Source organism: Brachybacterium alimentarium (assembly GCF_002332425.1).
In the GTDB taxonomy this organism is placed as follows: Bacteria; Actinomycetota; Actinomycetes; order Actinomycetales; family Dermabacteraceae; genus Brachybacterium; species Brachybacterium alimentarium.
The window spans coordinates 120327-137665 of record NZ_NRGS01000025.1; the positions used below are offsets into that span (position 1 = coordinate 120327).

Annotated in this window: 17 protein-coding genes, 1 tRNA gene and 1 pseudogene; 12 read left to right on the forward strand and 7 right to left on the reverse strand. The window is 70.5% G+C overall.

The window, feature by feature from the left end; genetic code table 11:
- Nucleotides 1-230 precede the first annotated feature (230 nt).
- The 3 genes from CIK71_RS14425 (at nucleotide 231) to CIK71_RS14435 (ending at nucleotide 4513) form a co-directional block, all read left to right on the forward strand.
- Nucleotides 231-2813 carry an ATP-dependent Clp protease ATP-binding subunit gene (locus CIK71_RS14425; protein ID WP_096166368.1) on the forward strand — a complete coding sequence of 861 codons (2583 nt, stop codon included), beginning with the start codon at nucleotides 231-233 and terminating at the stop codon, nucleotides 2811-2813.
- Between the two features lie 312 nt (nucleotides 2814-3125).
- Complete coding sequence (locus CIK71_RS14430; protein WP_096166369.1) at nucleotides 3126-4007, forward strand: DedA family protein; 882 nt, start codon at nucleotides 3126-3128, stop codon at nucleotides 4005-4007.
- Nucleotides 4004-4513 carry an amino-acid N-acetyltransferase gene (locus CIK71_RS14435; RefSeq protein WP_096166370.1) on the forward strand — a complete coding sequence of 170 codons (510 nt, stop codon included), beginning with the start codon at nucleotides 4004-4006 and terminating at the stop codon, nucleotides 4511-4513. Before CIK71_RS14430 ends, CIK71_RS14435 begins: the two co-directional genes overlap by 4 nt.
- A gap of 57 nt (nucleotides 4514-4570) precedes the next feature.
- Here the strand turns inward: CIK71_RS14435 and CIK71_RS14440 are convergent, their stop codons facing one another.
- The 3 genes from CIK71_RS14440 to CIK71_RS14450 form a co-directional block, all read right to left on the reverse strand.
- Nucleotides 4571-5440, reverse strand: coding sequence for an HhH-GPD family protein (locus CIK71_RS14440; protein ID WP_245857594.1), 870 nt, complete (start codon nucleotides 5438-5440; stop codon nucleotides 4571-4573).
- Nucleotides 5441-5541: 101 nt separating this feature from the next.
- Entirely contained in the window at nucleotides 5542-6027 is a 486-nt protein-coding gene (gene mscL, locus CIK71_RS14445) for a large conductance mechanosensitive channel protein MscL (RefSeq protein ID WP_096166372.1), read from the reverse strand.
- A 58-nt stretch (nucleotides 6028-6085) separates the two neighbouring features.
- Nucleotides 6086-6724: an SAF domain-containing protein gene (locus tag CIK71_RS14450; RefSeq protein ID WP_096166373.1), complete on the reverse strand. Its 639-nt coding sequence runs from the start codon at nucleotides 6722-6724 to the stop codon at nucleotides 6086-6088.
- A 123-nt stretch (nucleotides 6725-6847) separates the two neighbouring features.
- Between CIK71_RS14450 and CIK71_RS18230 the strand changes: the two genes are divergently transcribed.
- Nucleotides 6848-7069 carry a hypothetical protein gene (locus CIK71_RS18230; RefSeq protein ID WP_338022887.1) on the forward strand — a complete coding sequence of 74 codons (222 nt, stop codon included), beginning with the start codon at nucleotides 6848-6850 and terminating at the stop codon, nucleotides 7067-7069.
- A gap of 14 nt (nucleotides 7070-7083) precedes the next feature.
- Here the strand turns inward: CIK71_RS18230 and CIK71_RS18235 are convergent.
- Together CIK71_RS18235 and CIK71_RS14460 are read right to left on the reverse strand one after the other, a co-directional pair.
- A pseudogene (locus CIK71_RS18235) lies at nucleotides 7084-7323 on the reverse strand (FmdB family zinc ribbon protein); the annotation flags it as partial.
- A complete protein-coding gene (locus CIK71_RS14460) occupies nucleotides 7286-7969 on the reverse strand; it encodes a 5-formyltetrahydrofolate cyclo-ligase (RefSeq protein WP_096166375.1) in 684 nt (227 codons plus the stop codon). The gene CIK71_RS14460 and the pseudogene CIK71_RS18235, both read right to left, overlap by 38 nt.
- A 126-nt stretch (nucleotides 7970-8095) precedes the next feature.
- Between CIK71_RS14460 and CIK71_RS14465 the strand changes: the two genes are divergently transcribed.
- The 6 genes from CIK71_RS14465 (at nucleotide 8096) to CIK71_RS14490 (ending at nucleotide 13471) form a co-directional block, all read left to right on the forward strand.
- On the forward strand, nucleotides 8096-8722 hold the full coding sequence (locus tag CIK71_RS14465; RefSeq protein ID WP_096166376.1) for a GNAT family N-acetyltransferase: 627 nt from the start codon (nucleotides 8096-8098) through the stop codon (nucleotides 8720-8722).
- Between the two features lie 36 nt (nucleotides 8723-8758).
- Nucleotides 8759-9646 carry a hypothetical protein gene (locus tag CIK71_RS14470; RefSeq protein WP_096166377.1) on the forward strand — a complete coding sequence of 296 codons (888 nt, stop codon included), beginning with the start codon at nucleotides 8759-8761 and terminating at the stop codon, nucleotides 9644-9646.
- 24 nt (nucleotides 9647-9670) lie between these two features.
- Complete coding sequence (locus CIK71_RS14475) at nucleotides 9671-10888, forward strand: alanine racemase (protein WP_245857597.1); 1218 nt, start codon at nucleotides 9671-9673, stop codon at nucleotides 10886-10888.
- Between the two features lie 110 nt (nucleotides 10889-10998).
- Nucleotides 10999-12309: a D-arabinono-1,4-lactone oxidase gene (locus CIK71_RS14480; protein WP_096166379.1), complete on the forward strand. Its 1311-nt coding sequence runs from the start codon at nucleotides 10999-11001 to the stop codon at nucleotides 12307-12309.
- Between the two features lie 116 nt (nucleotides 12310-12425).
- Nucleotides 12426-13322 (forward strand): inositol monophosphatase family protein, encoded by an 897-nt coding sequence (locus CIK71_RS14485; protein WP_096166380.1) that lies wholly within the window; start codon nucleotides 12426-12428, stop codon nucleotides 13320-13322.
- A gap of 76 nt (nucleotides 13323-13398) precedes the next feature.
- Nucleotides 13399-13471, forward strand: a tRNA-Ala gene (locus tag CIK71_RS14490).
- A 157-nt stretch (nucleotides 13472-13628) separates the two neighbouring features.
- Here the strand turns inward: CIK71_RS14490 and CIK71_RS14495 are convergent.
- Nucleotides 13629-13964 (reverse strand): hypothetical protein, encoded by a 336-nt coding sequence (locus CIK71_RS14495; RefSeq protein WP_096166381.1) that lies wholly within the window; start codon nucleotides 13962-13964, stop codon nucleotides 13629-13631.
- A 91-nt stretch (nucleotides 13965-14055) separates the two neighbouring features.
- Between CIK71_RS14495 and CIK71_RS14500 the strand changes: the two genes are divergently transcribed.
- Together CIK71_RS14500 and CIK71_RS14505 are read left to right on the forward strand one after the other, a co-directional pair.
- Nucleotides 14056-14601, forward strand: coding sequence for a LysR substrate-binding domain-containing protein (locus CIK71_RS14500; RefSeq protein WP_096166382.1), 546 nt, complete (start codon nucleotides 14056-14058; stop codon nucleotides 14599-14601).
- A gap of 89 nt (nucleotides 14602-14690) precedes the next feature.
- Entirely contained in the window at nucleotides 14691-15167 is a 477-nt protein-coding gene (locus CIK71_RS14505; RefSeq protein ID WP_096166383.1) for an S-ribosylhomocysteine lyase, read from the forward strand.
- On the opposite strand, the gene malQ is transcribed toward CIK71_RS14505, so the two are convergent.
- Nucleotides 15154-17286 (reverse strand): 4-alpha-glucanotransferase, encoded by a 2133-nt coding sequence (gene malQ, locus CIK71_RS14510; RefSeq protein WP_096166384.1) that lies wholly within the window; start codon nucleotides 17284-17286, stop codon nucleotides 15154-15156. The genes CIK71_RS14505 and malQ overlap by 14 nt on opposite strands.
- Nucleotides 17287-17339 lie beyond the last annotated feature (53 nt).

Below are 17339 nucleotides of genomic sequence, written 5' to 3' on the forward strand. Positions count from 1 at the left end.
TGCCGGGATCTGCCGGGATCTGCGGGGATCCGCGGGAGCCCTGTGCAGGGGCAGCGCCCGGCAGACCGCTGGGCGCGCTCGCCGTCAGCTCCCCGTGCCGCACCCCATTCCGCACCTCATGTCGCGCCCGCCTGTCCCGCCCGCCCGTCACGCCCGCGGCGAACAGGCGCGGCTTCCGCGCCGAATCCGCGTAGTCTCGAGCCATCACCACCACCGGACGGGGGAGGACCATGTTCGAACGCTTCACCGATCGCGCCCGTCGCGTCGTCGTCCTGGCCCAGGACGAAGCACGGCTGCTGAATCACAACTACATCGGCACCGAGCACATCCTGCTGGGACTCATCCACGAGGCCGAAGGAGTCGGCGCCAAGGCGCTCGAAGCCCTCGGCGTGACCCTCGATGCCGTGCGCGAGCAGGTTCGCGACATCATCGGCGAGGGCAACCAGACCCCCAGCGGCCACATCCCCTTCACGCCCCGTGCGAAGAAGGTGCTGGAGCTGAGCCTGCGCGAAGCGCTGCAGCTGGGACACAACTACATCGGCACCGAGCACATCCTGCTGGGCCTGCTGCGCGAGGGCGAGGGCACTGCGGTCAAGGTGCTCTCCCGCCTCAAGGCCGAGCCGTCGGCCGTGCGGCAGGAGGTCATCGAGCGCCTCTCCGGCTACCAGGGCAAGGAGCCGGCCACCGCCGGCGGCCCCTCCGAGGGTCAGCCCGCCGGATCGCTCGTGCTGGACCAGTTCGGCCGCAACCTCACGCAGGCCGCCCGTGACGGCAACCTCGACCCGGTCATCGGGCGCGAGCACGAGGCCGAGCGGGTCATGCAGGTGCTCAGCCGCCGCACCAAGAACAACCCGGTGCTGATCGGCGAGCCCGGCGTGGGCAAGAGCGCCGTCGTCGAGGGCCTCGCCCAGTCCGTCGTGGCCGGGGACGTCCCCGAGACGCTCAAGGACAAGCAGATCTACACCCTCGACCTCGGTTCCCTGGTGGCGGGCTCCCGCTACCGCGGTGACTTCGAGGAGCGCCTGAAGAAGGTGCTCAAGGAGATCCGCACCCGCGGCGACATCATCCTGTTCATCGACGAGATCCACACCCTCGTGGGTGCGGGTGCCGCCGAGGGGGCGATCGATGCCGCGAGCATCCTCAAGCCGATGCTGGCCCGCGGCGAGCTGCAGACCATCGGCGCGACCACTCTCGAGGAGTACCGCAAGCACATCGAGAAGGACGCCGCGCTCGAGCGCCGCTTCCAGCCGATCCAGGTGGATCAGCCGTCGGTCGCGCACACGGTCGAGATCCTCAAGGGCCTGCGCGACCGCTACGAGGCGCACCACAAGGTGACGATCACGGATGCCGCCCTGGTGGCCGCCGCGAACCTCGCGGACCGCTACGTCAACGATCGTTTCCTGCCGGACAAGGCGATCGACCTGATCGACGAGGCCGGTGCGCGCCTGCGCATCCGCCGTCTCACCGCGCCGCCCGAGCTCAAGGAGTTCGACACGCGCATCGAGGAGACGCGGAAGAAGAAGGAAGAGGCGATCGACGGCCAGGACTTCGAGCTCGCCGCCTCCCTGCGCGACGAGGAGCAGCAGCTCAAGTCCGAGCGCGACGAGAAGGAGAAGGCCTGGCGCCATGGCGAGAACGACGCGGTGACCACGGTCTCCGAAGAGGTCATCGCCGAGGTGCTCGCCGCCTCCACCGGCATCCCGATCGTGAAGCTCACCGAGGAGGAGTCCTCGCGGCTGCTCAACATGGAGGACGAGCTCCACAAGCGCGTCATCGGTCAGCACGAGGCCATCAAGGCGCTCTCGCAGGCGATCCGGCGCACCCGCGCGGGGCTCAAGGATCCCAAGCGCCCGGGCGGCTCGTTCATCTTCGCCGGGTCCACCGGCGTCGGCAAGACGCTGCTGGCCAAGGCGCTGGCGGAGTTCCTCTTCGGCGACGAGGAGTCGCTCATCCAGCTGGACATGTCCGAGTTCGGCGAGAAGCACACCGCCTCGCGGCTGTTCGGCTCGCCTCCCGGCTATGTCGGCTACGACGAGGGCGGACAGCTCACCGAGAAGGTGCGTCGCAAGCCGTTCTCCGTGGTCCTGTTCGACGAGGTGGAGAAGGCCCATGTGGACATCTTCAACTCGCTGCTGCAGATCCTCGAGGACGGTCGGCTCACGGATTCCCAGGGTCGCATCGTCGACTTCAAGAACACCGTGATCATCATGACCACCAACCTCGGCACCCGCGACATCGCCAAGGGCGTGTCCCTGGGCTTCAGCGCCGGGGGTGACCTCTCCACCGACTACGAGCGGATGAAGGCGAAGGTCCACGAGGAGCTCAAGCAGCACTTCAAGCCCGAGTTCCTCAACCGCGTCGATGACGTGGTCGTGTTCCCGCAGCTCTCGCGCTCGGAGATCGTCGAGATCGTCGACCTGGAGGTGGGCAAGCTCGGCAAGCGTCTGCAGGACAAGGACATGTCGATCGAGCTCGCACCGGCCGCGAAGAGCGTCGTCGCGGAGAAGGGCTTCGACCCGGTCCTGGGCGCTCGTCCGCTGCGTCGTACGATCCAGCGCGACATCGAGGACGTCCTGTCGGAGAAGATCCTCTTCGGCCAGGTCCACGTGGGCGACACGATCCTCGTGGACGCGGAGGGCGAGGGCCTGCTCGGCGAGTTGACCTTCAGCCGCCGTACGCCCGACGGCACGGTCGAGCCGATCAGCGAGAACATCGATCTCGAGTCGGTCACCCAGGCTCGGTCGGAGGAGCTCACGCATCCTGATGCCCCGGTGGAACCGGGCACGGACAGTGCGGAGGCCAGTACCTCCTGATCGGTGAGGGCCGGTCCCGCGTCACGCGGGGCCGGCCCTTTCCGCGTGCGGGGCGGTCAGGGCGGCCGCGGGGGCCGCCCTCACCGCCGGTCGGCGAACCTGGCGACGGTCGGCGGCGACCTGTCCTGGGCTGGCGCGGCACGTGTCAACAGGTCTCGGCACCGCACCGGCATCCTGGATCGTCCCCGGCGGCCTGGCGACGCGGAGCTGACGGCCGTGGGCAGCACCGCACGATCACCATGAGCAGCAGATCCACGAGCAGCAGATCGCTCTGAGAGCTGATCTCGACATCGATGAGGAAGGAACCCACGAATGGGCGAATTCATCGACTGGATGCTGTCCTTGTCCGGGCAGGTCGAGGACTGGATCCTGGTCGTCGCCGACGCCTGGTGGGTCTACCTCGTCATCTACGGGCTGTCCGCACTGGACGGCTTCTTCCCGACGGCTCCGAGCGAGTCGACGATCGTGTCGCTCTCCTCCCTGTGGTCCTCCTCCGGCCGGCCCTACCTCCTCCTGATCGGTCTCGCGGCATGGATCGGGGCCTGGACCGGGGACAACATCGGCTACTGGCTCGGGAGCAAGATCGGCTGGGAGCGCTTCCGGTTCCTGCGTGAGGGCAAGGGGCGCACGGCGGTCGAAGCCGCTGAGCGTGGCTTGCAGCGACGCGCGCTGCTCTTCCTCATGACCGCCAGGTACATCCCCTTCGGACGCACGGCCGTCAACCTCGTCGCCGGGGCGGTGCACTTCCCGCATGCCAAGTTCTGGCCGCGCTCCCTGCTGTCGACCTTCGTGTGGGCCGTGTACTCCTGCGCGATCGGTGCCATCGCCGGTGCCTGGTTCGGTGAGCACAACCTGCTGGCGATCACGGTCGCGCTCGTCGCCGCCGTGGTGCTCGCGCTGATCGCCGAGCGCGTGATCAACGCCGTCCACCGCACGCTGGACCGCCGCGCCGAGGCCCTTGGAGAGATCGTCCCGGACCGGGACGAGGACGAGCCCCTCTCCGGACCGGAGGGGCCGACGGCCCAGGCCGCCCACGCCGCCGCGGCGCAGGACTCGCAGGACTTCGCCTCCCAGGTTCCGCAGGACTCCGCCTCGCAGGTCCCGCTGGATTCCACCGGTCCGCGGGCGAGCGGGACGCCAGAGCTCGCAGATCCAGAACCCGTCACCGCACAAGGACAGGACAGTCCCGCATGACCATCAGCATCCGCCCGGCGCTTCCCGCTGACGTACGAGCCATCAACGCGCTCGTCGAGCCGATGACGCACACCGGGATCCTGCTCGGCAAGGATCTCGTGTCGTACTACGAGGCGGTGCAGGAGTTCCTCGTCGCCGTGGACGACAGCGGGGAGGTGGTCGGTTGCGGCGCCCTCCACGTGATGTGGGAGGACCTCGCCGAGGTGCGCACCCTGGCGGTGCACGACAGCCAGCGCAGCACCGGACTGGGGCACCGCATGCTCGTCGCGCTGCTGGAGCGCGCCACGCAGCTCGGGCTCAGCCGCGTCTTCTGTCTCACCTTCGAGGTCGAATTCTTCGCCCGTCATGGCTTCGAAGTGATGGCCGAGGTGGTCGAGCCCGAGATCTACAACCAGCTCCTGCGCTCTCCGGACGAAGGCATCGCGGAGTTCCTCGACTTGGCTCGCGTCAAGCCCAACACTCTCGGCAACACCCGCATGATCTGGACGCTGCCGAGCGGGGACTGACAGGCTCCCGGATCGGCGCTGCAGCGACCGGAACACCCCGTCGTCGGAACCCGTGGGTCAGGGGAGGCGCAGTCCCTCCTCGGTCCGCGCGGCGAGCCCGTCGGCCACGAGGGACGTCATGCAGCGCTCCACGCGGGGCCGGTCCTCGGGATCCAGCGCGAGCAGATCCTTGGTCGGCGCCTCGCCGTCGCGGCGCAGGGCCGCCATGATCTGACCGCGCATCTGACGGTCGGTGCCCTCGAAGGTCTGGCGACGTCGGGTGTCGACGGGAGCGGCCGGGCTGCCGCCGGCGACCCAGGCGCACCCGTTCTCGGCCAGGGGGCATTGCGCGCAGCGAGGGGAACGAGCAGTGCACACGAGAGCCCCGAGCTCCATGACCGCCTGGTTCCAGGCGACCGATCGCTCACGCTCGGCCGGCAGGCTGCGCGTGGCCAGCGCGCGCTCCGCCGCCGAGTAGGAGCGGGCGGGCAGGGCGACGCCTTCGACGCTCCGGGCGAGGACGCGCCGGATGTTGGTGTCCACCACGACGGCACGGTCATGGTGGGCGAACGCGGTGATGGCAGCGGCCGTGTACTCGCCGATGCCGGGCAGGGCGCGCAGAGCGTCGAGCCCGCGAGGGACCGTTCCCCCATGCTCGCGCACGATCGTTCTCGCGCACTCCTGCAACCGCAATGCGCGGCGCGGATATCCCAGCCGGTCCCAGCAGCGCAGGACCTCCGAGGTCGGGGCGTCTGCGAGATCCGCGGGGGTGGGCCACTGCCGCATCCACTCCGTCCACCGGGGGAGCACCCGCGAGACTGGGGTCTGCTGCAGCATCACCTCGGAGACCAGCACGGCCCAGGCGGAGGTGTCCTCATGACGCCAGGGGAGATCGCGGCCGTGGTGGGCGAACCACTCGATCACCGTCTCCACGCTGAGGTCAGACACCTGATCTGTCGGAGGTGTCTGCTCCTGAGCACTGCGGGGCGGGACCTCTCGGTCCCGCCCCGCAGTGAGGAGAGGTGGTGCCGGGGCACCATTCATGTCGTTCAGACCTGGGGAGGCGTTGCGCCACCCTGCTGAGGGGGCGTGGTGCCGTCCTGCGGAGCCGTGCTGCCGTCCTGGAGGGGAGCAGCGCCAGCAGCGTGCTGAGGAGCCAGGGCGTCACGGATCTCGGTGAGGAGCAGGATGTCCTCGGAGACCGCGGACTCCTCTTCCTCAGGGAGCCCACGGCGACGACGGTCCATCTTGCGCGCGGCCGAGATCGGCAGCACGAAGACGAAGTACACGACAGCTGCCGTGATGAGGAATGCGATGACTGCAGAGAGGATCGCGCCGATATCCACCTTGGTGGATTCGTTCGTGATCTTGAAGGCCAGGCCGTCGACGTTGTTACCGCCGAAGACGTTGATGACGGGCTGGATCATGTTCTCCACGAACGCGGTGATCAGGGCCGTGAAGGCGGAGCCGATGACGACACCGACGGCAAGGTCGATGACGTTGCCCTGCATGATGAATTCCTTGAAGCCCTTCATAGGGTCATCCTTACTGATTCGGGGAGAGGGAAAGCCGCTTGCACGGCCCACCGGGACTCTAACCGATCAGCGCGACGCTCAACCAGCCTTCCGCCGAGGAGCGGGCGAGGACGGCCGCATCATCGCGGTCGATCGCGACCAGGACCTGCGCTGGTGCTGCGGTTCCGCTGCTGAGCATGGAGGAGGTCTCCGGGTCGCGATCCGATGGGACCTCGACCACATGGGCGAGAATGCGGCGGGGAACGGCGGACTCCGGGGCGGAGCCGATGATCTCCACCTGGGACCCGGGGATCAGCAGCGGCGCCAGCGCCGCGGGGACGGGCACGGCCATCAGCGCGGATCCGTCGGCGACGGCGGAGGGCTCGCCTCCATCGAGTGCTCCGGTCAGCACAGGGGAGTCGGCCGGCACCCGCACCGCCGTCTCCTGCCCGACGATCCCCTCGGCGCTCGAGACGGCTCCCGGCGGGACCAGGTCGACCGCTACGCGCACCGAGCGGAGGTGATGGGCATCCAGCACCGTGCCGGCCGGCAGCTCGACATCCGCCACGACGACGGTGGCTGCCTGGCTGTCCGGTGGCAGCAGAGGCGGGACGACCAGGGCGAGGACCAGCGCAGCGGCGAGGGCCGCGAGGGTGCGCCGGCGTCGACGCAGAGCGCGCCGCCAGACGGGGAGCTGGGCACGGATCCGAGGGAGCATGGCCCGAGGCTAGAGCGCGCTCCTGCCGGGCCGCGCGACGGCGCAGCCGGCGGTGGACGAGCTCGGTCTGTGGAGGAGAGGTCGTGACGCCGGCCGCGCAGCCGTCGGACCAGCGCCCGGGCCGTGGGTCAGGAGGCGGCGGGAGCGGGCTGGCTGCTGGTGCTGCCGGCGCTGCTGGACTCCGTGCTGGCGCTGGTGCTGGTGCTGGTGCTGGTGCTGGTGCTGGTGCTGGAGTCCGAGCTCGAGCGTGCCGCGGAGGAGGACTCCGTCGAGCTGTCGCCCGTGCCGGAGGCCGCCGAGGAGCCCGAGGAGGAGGCGCCCGAGGACGCGGAGTCCGTGGAGTAGAAGCCGGGGCCCTTGAAGACGATCCCCACGGAGTCGAAGACCTTGCGCAACGTTTCCTGCGTGCACTCGGGGCACGTCACCAGAGAGGCGTCGCTGAAGCTCTGGTACTGCTCGAACCGATGACCGCAGTTCTTGCAGGCATAAACATAGGTGGGCACGCGGAGTCCTCCGGGATGTTCTGTGAACTCGACCGCGGAAGGCGCGGCCGCGACGATTCTACGACTGGGACGGGACGTGTGGGGTCTCTGCGCCATCGATCGTGACCAGGCAGACGAGCCCGTCGGCCGTGAGCACGGCCGGGATCGGGATGTCGTGCTCCTCGCGCGGGAGCGAACCCGCCGAGAGGAGCTCGGAGGGATGCACCACCGCGATCACCTCGCAGCTGTCGCGCACCTGGGTGAGTGCCCGGTCGTAGTACCCGGCGCCGTGGCCGATGCGCGTGCCGAGGCGATCCACCGCGACCGCCGGCGCGAGCACCAGGGCGGCACGGGCGAGGGCATCGGGACCGATCCTCTCCCCGGCGGGCTCCATGCCGAATCCGCGCCCCGGGGACGCGACGAAGTCGGAGTGCCCGTCCCACCGGATCCAGTCGAGTCGCTCCGCTCCCGCAGCAGCAGGGAACACGAGGTCCGCCCCGAGCTCGGCGAGCCGGCGCGCCAGGGGCAGCACGTCGGCTTCGGTGGGGGTCGGATGATAGGCGGCGACCAGCGGGCGTTCGGTGCCGGCCGCTGCCAGGAGCGCCTGGATCCGCGCGATCACGGGCTCGGCCTCCTCCAGCAGCTGCTGGGACTCCCGGGCACGACGTCGCGCACCGTCCTGCCCTCCGTAGCGCTCCCGACGCTGGGCCCGCAGCATGCTGCGCAGCTCCTTCTTCCGCGTGGTGATCGCCTCCGTGTCCATGTGCTCCACGATCCCACAGCGCACCTCTGAGCGCGCCTCACCTGGACGGGCACCTCGCCACTCCACCTCGCCACCCAGCAGCGAGACGTGCCCCGGGCGCGGGCCGCGCCCGTCTACGATGGCGCGATGGTTCACGTGTGGCCGCTGACACTGCGCGACGGGGAGCTGGTGCTGCGGCCCCTGCGACGCCGTGATCGCGCCGATTTCGAGCGCCTGCGCACCCGCAACCGCGAGTGGCTGCGGCCCTGGGACGCCACGGATCCGGAGGCTCCCCGCAGGATCCTCCCCTTCAGCTCCGTGCGACGCTGGAACGAGCAGCAGGCACGCCTGGGGCTGTATCTGCCGCTGCTGATCACCGTGCGCGGCAAGCCGGCCGGCCAGATCACCGCAGGTCCGATCCAGTACGGCGCGCTGCGCACCGCAACTCTCGGCTACTGGATCGATCGGGACCTGGCCGGAGCCGGTCTCGTGCCGAGATCCGCGGCGCTGATGATCGATCACCTCTTCGCCGAGCTCGGGCTGCACCGGGTGGAGGTGACGGTCCGCCCCGAGAACGACGCCAGCCTGAGAGTGGTCCAGAAACTGCATCTGCGCCCCGAGGGGACTCGCCGCGCCGCGATCCACGTCGACGGCGCCTGGCGCGATCACAGCGTCTTCGCGCTCACGGCGGAGGAGGTGAGGACGGGGGATGACGGCAAGGGCGTCCTCGCGCGACTTCACAGAGAGTTCTTCTCCGACACGCCCATGGGATGACCAGGGAAATCACATCCCTGTCATTAGTGTGTCGGTGTGGAGTCCATCAACCTCGGCGCCGTCCTCTTCGGCCTTCTGCTGCTGCTGTGGGTGGCCTATGCCCTCCCGCGGACGGCAGGCCGCCGCGAGGTGATGGGCCGAGCGCGGGAGACGGAGCTCACCGAGATCAGCTCGGGAACCCGTGATCTGTCCGAGGCCGTCCACGCCCGTCGCTCCTCCCGTGAGGTGAATGCCGCTATGTCCCAGGACCGCCTGCTCCTGCGTCCCGCCGATCCGACCAGTCGCCCGCGCTTCGACGCAGTGCCCGGTGCCCGCATCGACCTGCTCGAGGAGCGCGCCCGAGCGCGGCGTCTCATGAAGGTCGTGCTGGTGGGGATGGTTGCGATCACCCTCGCGCTCGTCGGGCTCGCTGTGGCCCAGATCCTCACCTGGTGGGTGCCGGCGATCGCCGTCATCGCCCTGACCACGTACCTGCTGGGCCTGCGCCGGGCCGAGCTCGAGAGGCGCGCCCGCGTCACCCGCGCGGCAACCCTTGCCCGTCAGGAGCGAGCGCAGCGCGAGACCAGCCGTCGAGCGGCCTCGACCGGATCGCAGTCCGCGGCAGTGGAGCCGACGGGGACCACCGCGCAGACGGGTTCCGCCCCGGTGCGTCGGGAGCCGCTGGAAGCCACCACCGAGCGCGCCGCGCACCAGGTCACGGCGGCCGGTGAGTGGACCCCGCGCCCCGTCCCGGCGCCCACGTACGCACTGCGTGGCGAAGTGGACGATCTCGCCACCCGTCACGCTGCCCACCGCCAGAGCATGCAGTCGGCCACGGTGCCGCTGGAGAGCGACTCGGTCGAGGAGCTCGAGGCGGTCGACGAAGCCTTCGCCCCCGCCCAGGACCTCCACCTCGACGAGATCCTCGCGCGACGTCGGGCCTGAGACAGGATCGGGAAGGGAGCGTCCGTGCGGATCGTGGAGAGCGAGGGCGCTCTCGCCAGGGCCGGCCTGAGCGAGCGACCGGTCGCGGTGCTCGATCTCGACGCCTTCGACGCGAACCTCGAGGACCTCGCCCGTCGCGCCGCCGGCACCCCGATCCGCGTTGCCTCGAAGTCGTTGCGGGTCCGGTCCCTGCTGGAGCGTGCGCTCTCCCATCCTGCCTTCTCCGGAATCCTGGCGTACACGCTGCCGGAAGCGCTCTGGCTGGTCGGCCACGGACTCGGCGACATCGTCGTCGCCTACCCGACGGTTGATCGCGGCGCCCTGCGGCAGCTGGTGACCGCACCGAAGGTGGCGGGCTCGATCACCCTCATGGTCGATGAGACGTCCCAGCTCGACCTGATCCTCGACGCCACCGCAGACCTCCGCTCCCGTGCCGGTGCGCGCATACGGGTCGCGATCGAGCTCGACGTCTCCTACTCCCCGCTGCCCGGCCTCCGCTTCGGTGCGTACCGCTCCCCGGTGCGCGGTCCGCAGCAGGCTGTGAGCCTTGCTCGCGAGATCGCCGCCCGGCCCGCTCTCGAGCTCGTTGGGCTGATGGCCTACGAGGGCCACATCGCCGGGGTCACCGATTCCTCGTCGACGCCGTACGGCCTCGCGGTGCGCGCGATGAAGGCGCTCTCGCGGCCGGACGTCGCTGCACGCCGCACCGAGGCTGTCGCGGCGGTGCGCGAGGTCGCCGACCTCGAATTCGTCAACGGCGGAGGCACCGGTTCGATCGAGTCCACCGGCGCCGAGCCCGCGGTCACCGAGATCGCGGCCGGGTCCGGGCTGATCGGCCCCGGCCTCTTCGACGGATATCGCGGTTTCCGCCCGCAGCCCGCCCTGCACCTCGGATTCCCCGTGGTGCGCCGCCCGGCACCGGGCGTGGCGACCCTGCTCGGGGGAGGCTGGATCGCGAGCGGCGCCCCCGGAGCGGACAGGCTGCCCACGATCACCGCCCCGCGCGGGCTCTCCTTCGCTCCGCAGGAGGCGGCCGGGGAGGTGCAGACCCCCGTGCTCGGAGCCGCTGCCGATGATCTCCGGGTCGGGGACACGGTCTGGCTGCGTCATGCGAAGGCGGGCGAGCCCGCGGAGCATGTGAGCTCGTACGTTCTCATCCGCGGTGCGGGGGACGAGGCGGACCCGATCACCGTGGGCGCCGTCGTCGACACCTACCGCGGCGAGGGGCGGGTCTTCCTATGACCGCCGCCGCCTGCACCCGGCCCGAGCCGCTCGTCGCACTCCGGCACCGTCAGAGCTGACGCGATCGGGATCCACCGGGCGATCTCCCACCAGGCAGCAGAGGAGCTTCCGTGCGCACAGCGAACATCCCCACCAGGACGTGGAGCGGTGGGCATCGCTGGTGCCCCCAGCACCTCCTCGCCCCGCGCGACGAGGCCGGCGTGCTCGAGGGGCTCGCGCTCGCGCGGTCCCGCAAGCTGCCGCTCAGGGTGATCGGCGGCGGGCACTCCTTCACTCCGCTGGCCGCGACCGACGGCGTCGCGATGAGCCTGGATGCGCTGTCCGGGTTGGTCCGTGCGGACCCAGCATCGGGCCTGGTGACTCTGCGGGGCGGCACCCGACTCTGGGAGATCGCGGAGCTGCTGGCCCCCTACGGTCTCGCGCTGTCCGTCATGGGCGACATCGATCGCCAGTCGATCGCCGGCGCCATCCAGACCGGGACCCACGGCACCGGCGCCCGCTTCACGGGGGTCGCCGGCATGGTGCGAGCCCTGCGCCTCGCCCTGGCCGACGGCAGCATCGTGGAGACCTCGCCCACGCAGGATCCGGATCTCTTCCAGGCGGCCCGTCTCGGACTCGGCACCATCGGCATCGTCCTCGAGGTGACGATCGCGTGCGTGCCCGCGTATCGGCTCGATCTGGTCGAGAGCACCGAGCCGCTCGAGGCGACCGTCGGCTCCTTCCTGCCGGACTCCGCGATCACCGATCATCACGAATTCTTCTGGTTCCCGCGGACGGACCGCGCGACCGTGCGCGTCAGCAGGCGGGTCCCGCAGGAGACGGCGCGGCGACGCCCGAGTCGCGCAGCCGAGCTCCTCCAGCAGGAGGTCCTCGGCAACGGGGCCTGGGAACTGCTGTGCCGCAGCGCCGCCCTCGTGCCGCATCTCAGCCGCCCGGCGGCCGAGATCGCCTCGCGCGTGTTCGCCGGGCCGCGCGTGGTCGACGAATCGGCCGCCGTCTTCACCGCACCCCGGCGAGTGCGCTTCCAGGAATCCGAATGGGCCATCCCGGCGTCGCGCTTCCCCGCGGCCTTCGCCGCGCTGCGGGCGCGTTTCGAGGACGAGAACGTGCGCGTCACCTTCCCGCTGGAGGTGCGTCGGGCCGCGGCGGACGATGTCTGGCTGTCCACCGCTCACGGCCGGGACACCGTGTACATCGCCGCGCATCGTTACCATCGCGAGGAAGCCGGGCCCTATCTGCTGATGGTCCAGCGCGTCCTGGAGCCGTTCGCAGCGCGCCCGCACTGGGGCAAACGGCACTGGCTCAGCAGGAAGGAGCTGACCTCCCTGTATCCCCGGTTCGAGGATTTCCGCACGGTGCGGGAGGCGGTGGATCCCGACGGGGTGCTGCTGACCGGATACCTCCGACACCTCCTGCTCTGAGCGTCGTGCGGCGATCGCTGCGCATCGAGGATGGTCCGTCCACGTCCCGCACCGGGGTCGGTCCGCCCGGCGGCCGTCCCGGCAGTGCCCCACCGGACCGGGCTAGGCTCGAGACGATGAACACGTCAGCAGCGCAGACAGCGCCCACCACAGCACCGAGCCCCGACCACCTGCTGGACATCGCCCTCACCGCAGCGCGTGCTGCGGCGGACTACATCCGATCCCTGGATCGCGAGGGCCTGGCCCGCGAGTACAAGACCTCCAGCCACGACATCGTCACCGAGCACGACAGGGCGAGCGAGGAGATCATCGTCGCCGAGCTGCGCCGCCTGCTCCCCACCTGCCGCATCGTCGGCGAGGAGGGCGGGGAGCGCCCGGCCGATGCGCCCCATGCCGGCGAGGCGGACTCGGCGGAGCAGGTCGTGAGCTTCTATGTCGACCCGATCGACGGGACCAGCAACTTCGCGGCCGGCCTGCCCCTGTTCTGCATCTCGATCGGGGTGACGGTCGGCGATGAACTGGTCGCCGGCGTGATCGACGCTCCCATCCTCGGCCAGGTGTTCACGGCGGCCGACGGACCTGCGATGCTCAACGGTCGCGAGCTGCGGCCTCGCGCCACGAACGGTGCGCCCGATGCCCTGGTGCTGTCCGGCTTCCCGGGCCAGCGCACATGGGCGGAGTTCCCAGAGCACGCCGCACGGGTGCAGCCTCAGCTGGAGGACGGGCTCTCCGCGATCCGCCATCTCGGCTCGGCAGCCATCGAACTGGCCTATGTCGCCGCCGGCTGGGCCGATGCGACCTTCCTGGCCTCGATCAACGCCTGGGACATCGCTGCGGGGTTCCACATCCTGAACCGGGCCGGTGGCTCTGTGCGCACGTGGCCGGGCCGAGGGGAGAAGGGCCTGCCCGATTTCCTGAACCCGGCCTATGTCGCCTGCACCGGTCAGGAGCGCCTCGACCTGGTCGACGGCGTGTTCGAGGAGCTCCAAGCTCTGCGTGACGCAGATCTGTGATCCTCGTCAAGGAGGTCATGACGAGTCGTCATCCGGGGCTTCCCGGTGGTAATCTGTCATGGTCGCCACGCGACATGGGGCTATGGCGCAGTTGGTAGCGCGTCTCGTTCGCAATGAGAAGGTCGGGGGTTCGAATCCCCCTAGCTCCACCGGAGGAGAAACCCTCTCCCACCAGTCGACACACTGGTCGGGAGGGGGTTTCTTCGTGTCCAGCTGCGGACCGCGGCTCGGCGGATGGCACCGGGCAACGGGGAGCGCCCTCGACGGGGACGCCCGTCAGGCGGGCAGCCGGTCACCGGAACGGGGTCATCGCCAGGAGATCGGGCGGAATCGGCCGCCGCCGCGGGTGAGCAGGACCGCCCGCGGCGGCGAGATGGTCGCGGTGGTGCGCTCGAGATGGTCGATGACCATGTGCACCGCATGCCGGGCGGTGTCGTCCTCGCGACGTCCCTCGAGCGGATCGACGACGTAGCGCAGCACCACCCGACCGACGCGCCGCCCGTCCACCAGCGGTGCTTCCACGTCACGCTTCTCGATCATGTGCAGGGAGCCGAGGGCGAGCGCCGCCTGCTCCATGACGTCGGCGGGCGTCGCCCCTGGATGCAGGTCACCGATGGGCAGGTGCATGCGGTAGCTCGGCATGCTCTCAATCTAGTCGCCACCGCCGGCCTCGTCCGAGCGCAACCCGCTCTCGCTGTGCGCCTGCCATGGATCGCGCCGTAGGCTGGGACCCATGACCCGCCCCCTCCTCCGCGTCGGCTTCGTGCCCGGCGTCGAACCGGACCGTTTCGTGCGCCGCTGGAAAGCCGGCCGCCGCGAGGCCTGGCTCGAACTCGTGCCCGTCCCCGTCTCCCGCCAGCGCGCCGCGCTCGACGAGGGCGAGGTCGACATGTGCTTCGTGCGCCTGCCGCTGCTCACGGACGAGCTCCACGTGGTCCCGCTGTGGGAGGAGCGAGCAGCCGTCGTGGTGGGGGACGAGCACGTGCTCAGCGTGCTCGACGAGATCCACGAGGAGGATCTGGTCGAGGAGACCGAGCTGCCGCAGCAGGACCCCGACGATGCCGCCTCCCGGGTCGCGATCGCCGCGGCCGGCGTCGGCTACGCGCGGATGCCGCTGTCGCTGGCGCGCCTCCACCATCGCAAGGACGCCGTGCACCGTCCCCTCGTGGATGGAGGCCCCACCCGCATCGCTCTGGCCTGGCCCCGCGAGGCGGACGACGACACCCGGCAGGAGTTCGTGGGCGTCGTGCGCGGTCGCACCGCCCGCTCCAGCCGCTGAGCAGCTGCTGCGCCCCGGGCGCAGCCGTGACAGCCTGGCCAGACCCACCAACTCCCGACCGACGACCCCTCCACGACGAAGGAGAACCCATGACCGAGCAGGCCCCGCACATGAACGTCGAGAGCTTCAACCTCGACCACCGCACCGTCGCCGCGCCCTATCTGCGCATCGCCGATCGCAAGGAGCTGCCCGGCGGCGACGTGCTCACGAAGTTCGACGTGCGCTTCACCCAGCCCAACGTCGAGCACCTGGAGTCCGAGACCGTCCACTCGCTCGAGCACATGATGGCCGAGCACATGCGCAACCACAGCGATGTCGTCCTGGACGTCTCCCCGATGGGCTGCCGCACCGGCTTCTACGTGCTGCTGATCGGCGACCACACCCCGGAGGGCTTCGCCCCGGTCCTCGAGGCGACCCTGCAGGATCTGCTCGCGGCCGACGAGGTCCCCGCCGCCAACGAGATCCAGTGCGGCTGGGGAGCGCACCACACCCTCGAGGGCGCGAAGGCCGCCGCCCGCAGCTTCCTGGACGCTCGCGAGCAGTGGGGCCAGGTCACGGCGAGCTGATCTCCTCGCGCACCGCCGCCAGCAGGCGCGCGGTGCGCGGATCCGTGGCCAGGTCATCGATCGACACCGGCCGCTCGTGGGCATCGGCCAGCGGGATCCTCCAGTTCGGATATTCCTCGTCGGTGCCGGGCTGGTTCTGGATCCTCCGCTCGCCCACGCAATCCACCAGGGACACGCCCAGCAGCATCGACGGGGTCCGGGCCAGGAACCGGTGCAGCGCGATCACCGTGTCCTCGATGCCGGCTCCCGGCCCCAGGAGCCCGTCGGCGCGCAGCACGTCCAGCACGCGTTCGCGCCCGGCGGCATCCGTCGCGAGCTCCTCCTGGAGACTTCGCTCCAGCAGACCCAGCTCATGGCGCAGCGTGACATGGTCCCCGGCGAGGTAGCCGGCCGTGGGCGGCAGATCGTGCGTGGTCACCGAGGCCAGGCACAGGGGCCGGTAGTGCTCCGGCGGCAGCGGACTGCCCTCGTCGTCGGCCTCGAACCACAGGATCGACGTGCCGAGGATCCCGCGATCCACCAGGTGGTCGCGCACCCAGGGTTCGAAGGTGCCCAGATCCTCGCCGATCACGAGCGTGCCGGAGCGCTCGGCCTCCAGCGCCAGGATGCCGATCATGGCCTCATGGTCGTAGGCGACATAGGCGCCGTCGGACGCCTCATGCCCTTCCGGGATCCACCACAGCCGGAACAGGCCCAGCACATGGTCGATCCGCAGGGCCCCGGCATGCCTCATGAGGGTGCGCAGCATGTCGCGCCACGGCCGGTAGGAGGCCTCCCTGAGATGTTCGGGATGCCAGGGCGGCTGATGCCAGTTCTGGCCCTGCTGGTTGTACTGGTCCGCCGGGGCGCCGACGGTCGCTCCGCGGGCGAGCACGTCGCGCAGCCGCCACGCATCCGCCCCGACCTGCTCGACGCCCACGGCGAGATCGTGCATGATGCCGATCCGCATCCCGGCCTCCCGCGCGGCCGCCTGAGCTGCACCCATCTGCTCATCCAGCAGCCACTGGGTCCACACGTGGAATTCGATGCGGTCGGCGAGCTGCCCGCGAGCCTGCTCGACGGTCTCCTCGTCGAGATGTGCCAGCTGCTGCTCCTCGGGCGTGCCGCGCAGCGATTCCGCGAGCGCGCACCACAGGGCGAAGTCCTCCAGGCCCTTCCCCTCACGCCGACGGTAGGCGTCCAGCAGTGCGCGCCGCCCTGCCGTGAGCGGCACCGCGAAGAGTTCCTCGAGAGCGCCGATCTTCGCGGTGAGCACGTCGTCGCGCTCGAGACGGTCCACCCGGGTGTTCCAGCCCTCGATCTCGGTCCGCAGGAGGTCGAGGCGCTGCCGGGCCTGCTCCGGCAGCGCGCGGTACTCGGGGACGTCCTCGGGCCGCAGGTACAGCGCACTGGTGAAGCGGCGGGTGACGGGCAGATAGGGGGAGGGCTCCACCGGCGGGGTCGGATAGCTCGCGTGCAGCGGGTTCACCAGCACGAAGTCCGCCCCGTGGTGGACACCGAGGATCGCTGCCAGATCACGCAGATCGGCGAGGTCCCCGAGTCCCCACGAGCGGTCGGAGCGCACGGAGTAGAGCTGCGCCTGGAGTCCCGTGGCGCGGCGGGCCGCGAAGGGCTCGTGCGTCGTGAGCGTCTCCGGGGTGACGACGACGTCCCCCTCGTGGCGTCCGTCGGCCGTTGAGGCGACCAGCTGGTGCCAGCCCAGGGGGAGGCCGGCGGGCAGGCGGAACCGGGCTCTGCCGAGCAGACGCCCATCGAGCTCGACGGGCGGGGTGTGGTCCTCGACCTGCTCGAGGTCCCGGCGGCCGCCGCTCTCGAGCAGCAGGTGGGCGGTGACCGCGGTGCCGTGCTCGACGTGGACGGGCACGCTCGAGTCCTGATCGGTGCGCAGCACGGTCACCGGCGGCACCGTGCGGCTCCAGGGAGCGCGTCCGTGCTCGCTGCGGAGCCGAGCGAGGTCTTCGTCGTCGGTGATGTCCCGGCCGGGCGAGGCGAGCGACGTCACCACCGCGAGCAGGGTGTCGTCGTGGACGTCCTGGAGAGTGCCGTCCCATCCCCAGTATTCGGTGCTGACACCGAGGTCGTGGGCGAGGTCGCGCAGCGCTGTGGGATCCGGGGACATGCCGTCATCGTAACGGCGATCACACCGGGGCCCTCGCGGTGATCAGCCGCGGG

Bases quoted from the DNA above. Each gene is read 5' to 3' on its own strand.
- CIK71_RS14450 (WP_096166373.1), bottom strand. From the start codon at position 6,724: ATGCTCCCTCGGATCCGTGCCCAGCTCCCCGTCTGGCGGCGCGCTCTG.
- CIK71_RS14500 (WP_096166382.1), top strand. From the start codon at position 14,056: ATGACCCGCCCCCTCCTCCGCGTCGGCTTCGTGCCCGGCGTCGAACCG.
- CIK71_RS14460 (WP_096166375.1), bottom strand. From the start codon at position 7,969: ATGGACACGGAGGCGATCACCACGCGGAAGAAGGAGCTGCGCAGCATG.
- CIK71_RS14430 (WP_096166369.1), top strand. From the start codon at position 3,126: ATGGGCGAATTCATCGACTGGATGCTGTCCTTGTCCGGGCAGGTCGAG.
- mscL (WP_096166372.1), bottom strand. From the start codon at position 6,027: ATGAAGGGCTTCAAGGAATTCATCATGCAGGGCAACGTCATCGACCTT.
- malQ (WP_096166384.1), bottom strand. From the start codon at position 17,286: ATGTCCCCGGATCCCACAGCGCTGCGCGACCTCGCCCACGACCTCGGT.
- CIK71_RS14425 (WP_096166368.1), top strand. From the start codon at position 231: ATGTTCGAACGCTTCACCGATCGCGCCCGTCGCGTCGTCGTCCTGGCC.
- CIK71_RS14495 (WP_096166381.1), bottom strand. From the start codon at position 13,964: ATGCCGAGCTACCGCATGCACCTGCCCATCGGTGACCTGCATCCAGGG.
- CIK71_RS14485 (WP_096166380.1), top strand. From the start codon at position 12,426: ATGAACACGTCAGCAGCGCAGACAGCGCCCACCACAGCACCGAGCCCC.
- CIK71_RS14435 (WP_096166370.1), top strand. From the start codon at position 4,004: ATGACCATCAGCATCCGCCCGGCGCTTCCCGCTGACGTACGAGCCATC.
- CIK71_RS14465 (WP_096166376.1), top strand. From the start codon at position 8,096: ATGGTTCACGTGTGGCCGCTGACACTGCGCGACGGGGAGCTGGTGCTG.
- CIK71_RS14505 (WP_096166383.1), top strand. From the start codon at position 14,691: ATGACCGAGCAGGCCCCGCACATGAACGTCGAGAGCTTCAACCTCGAC.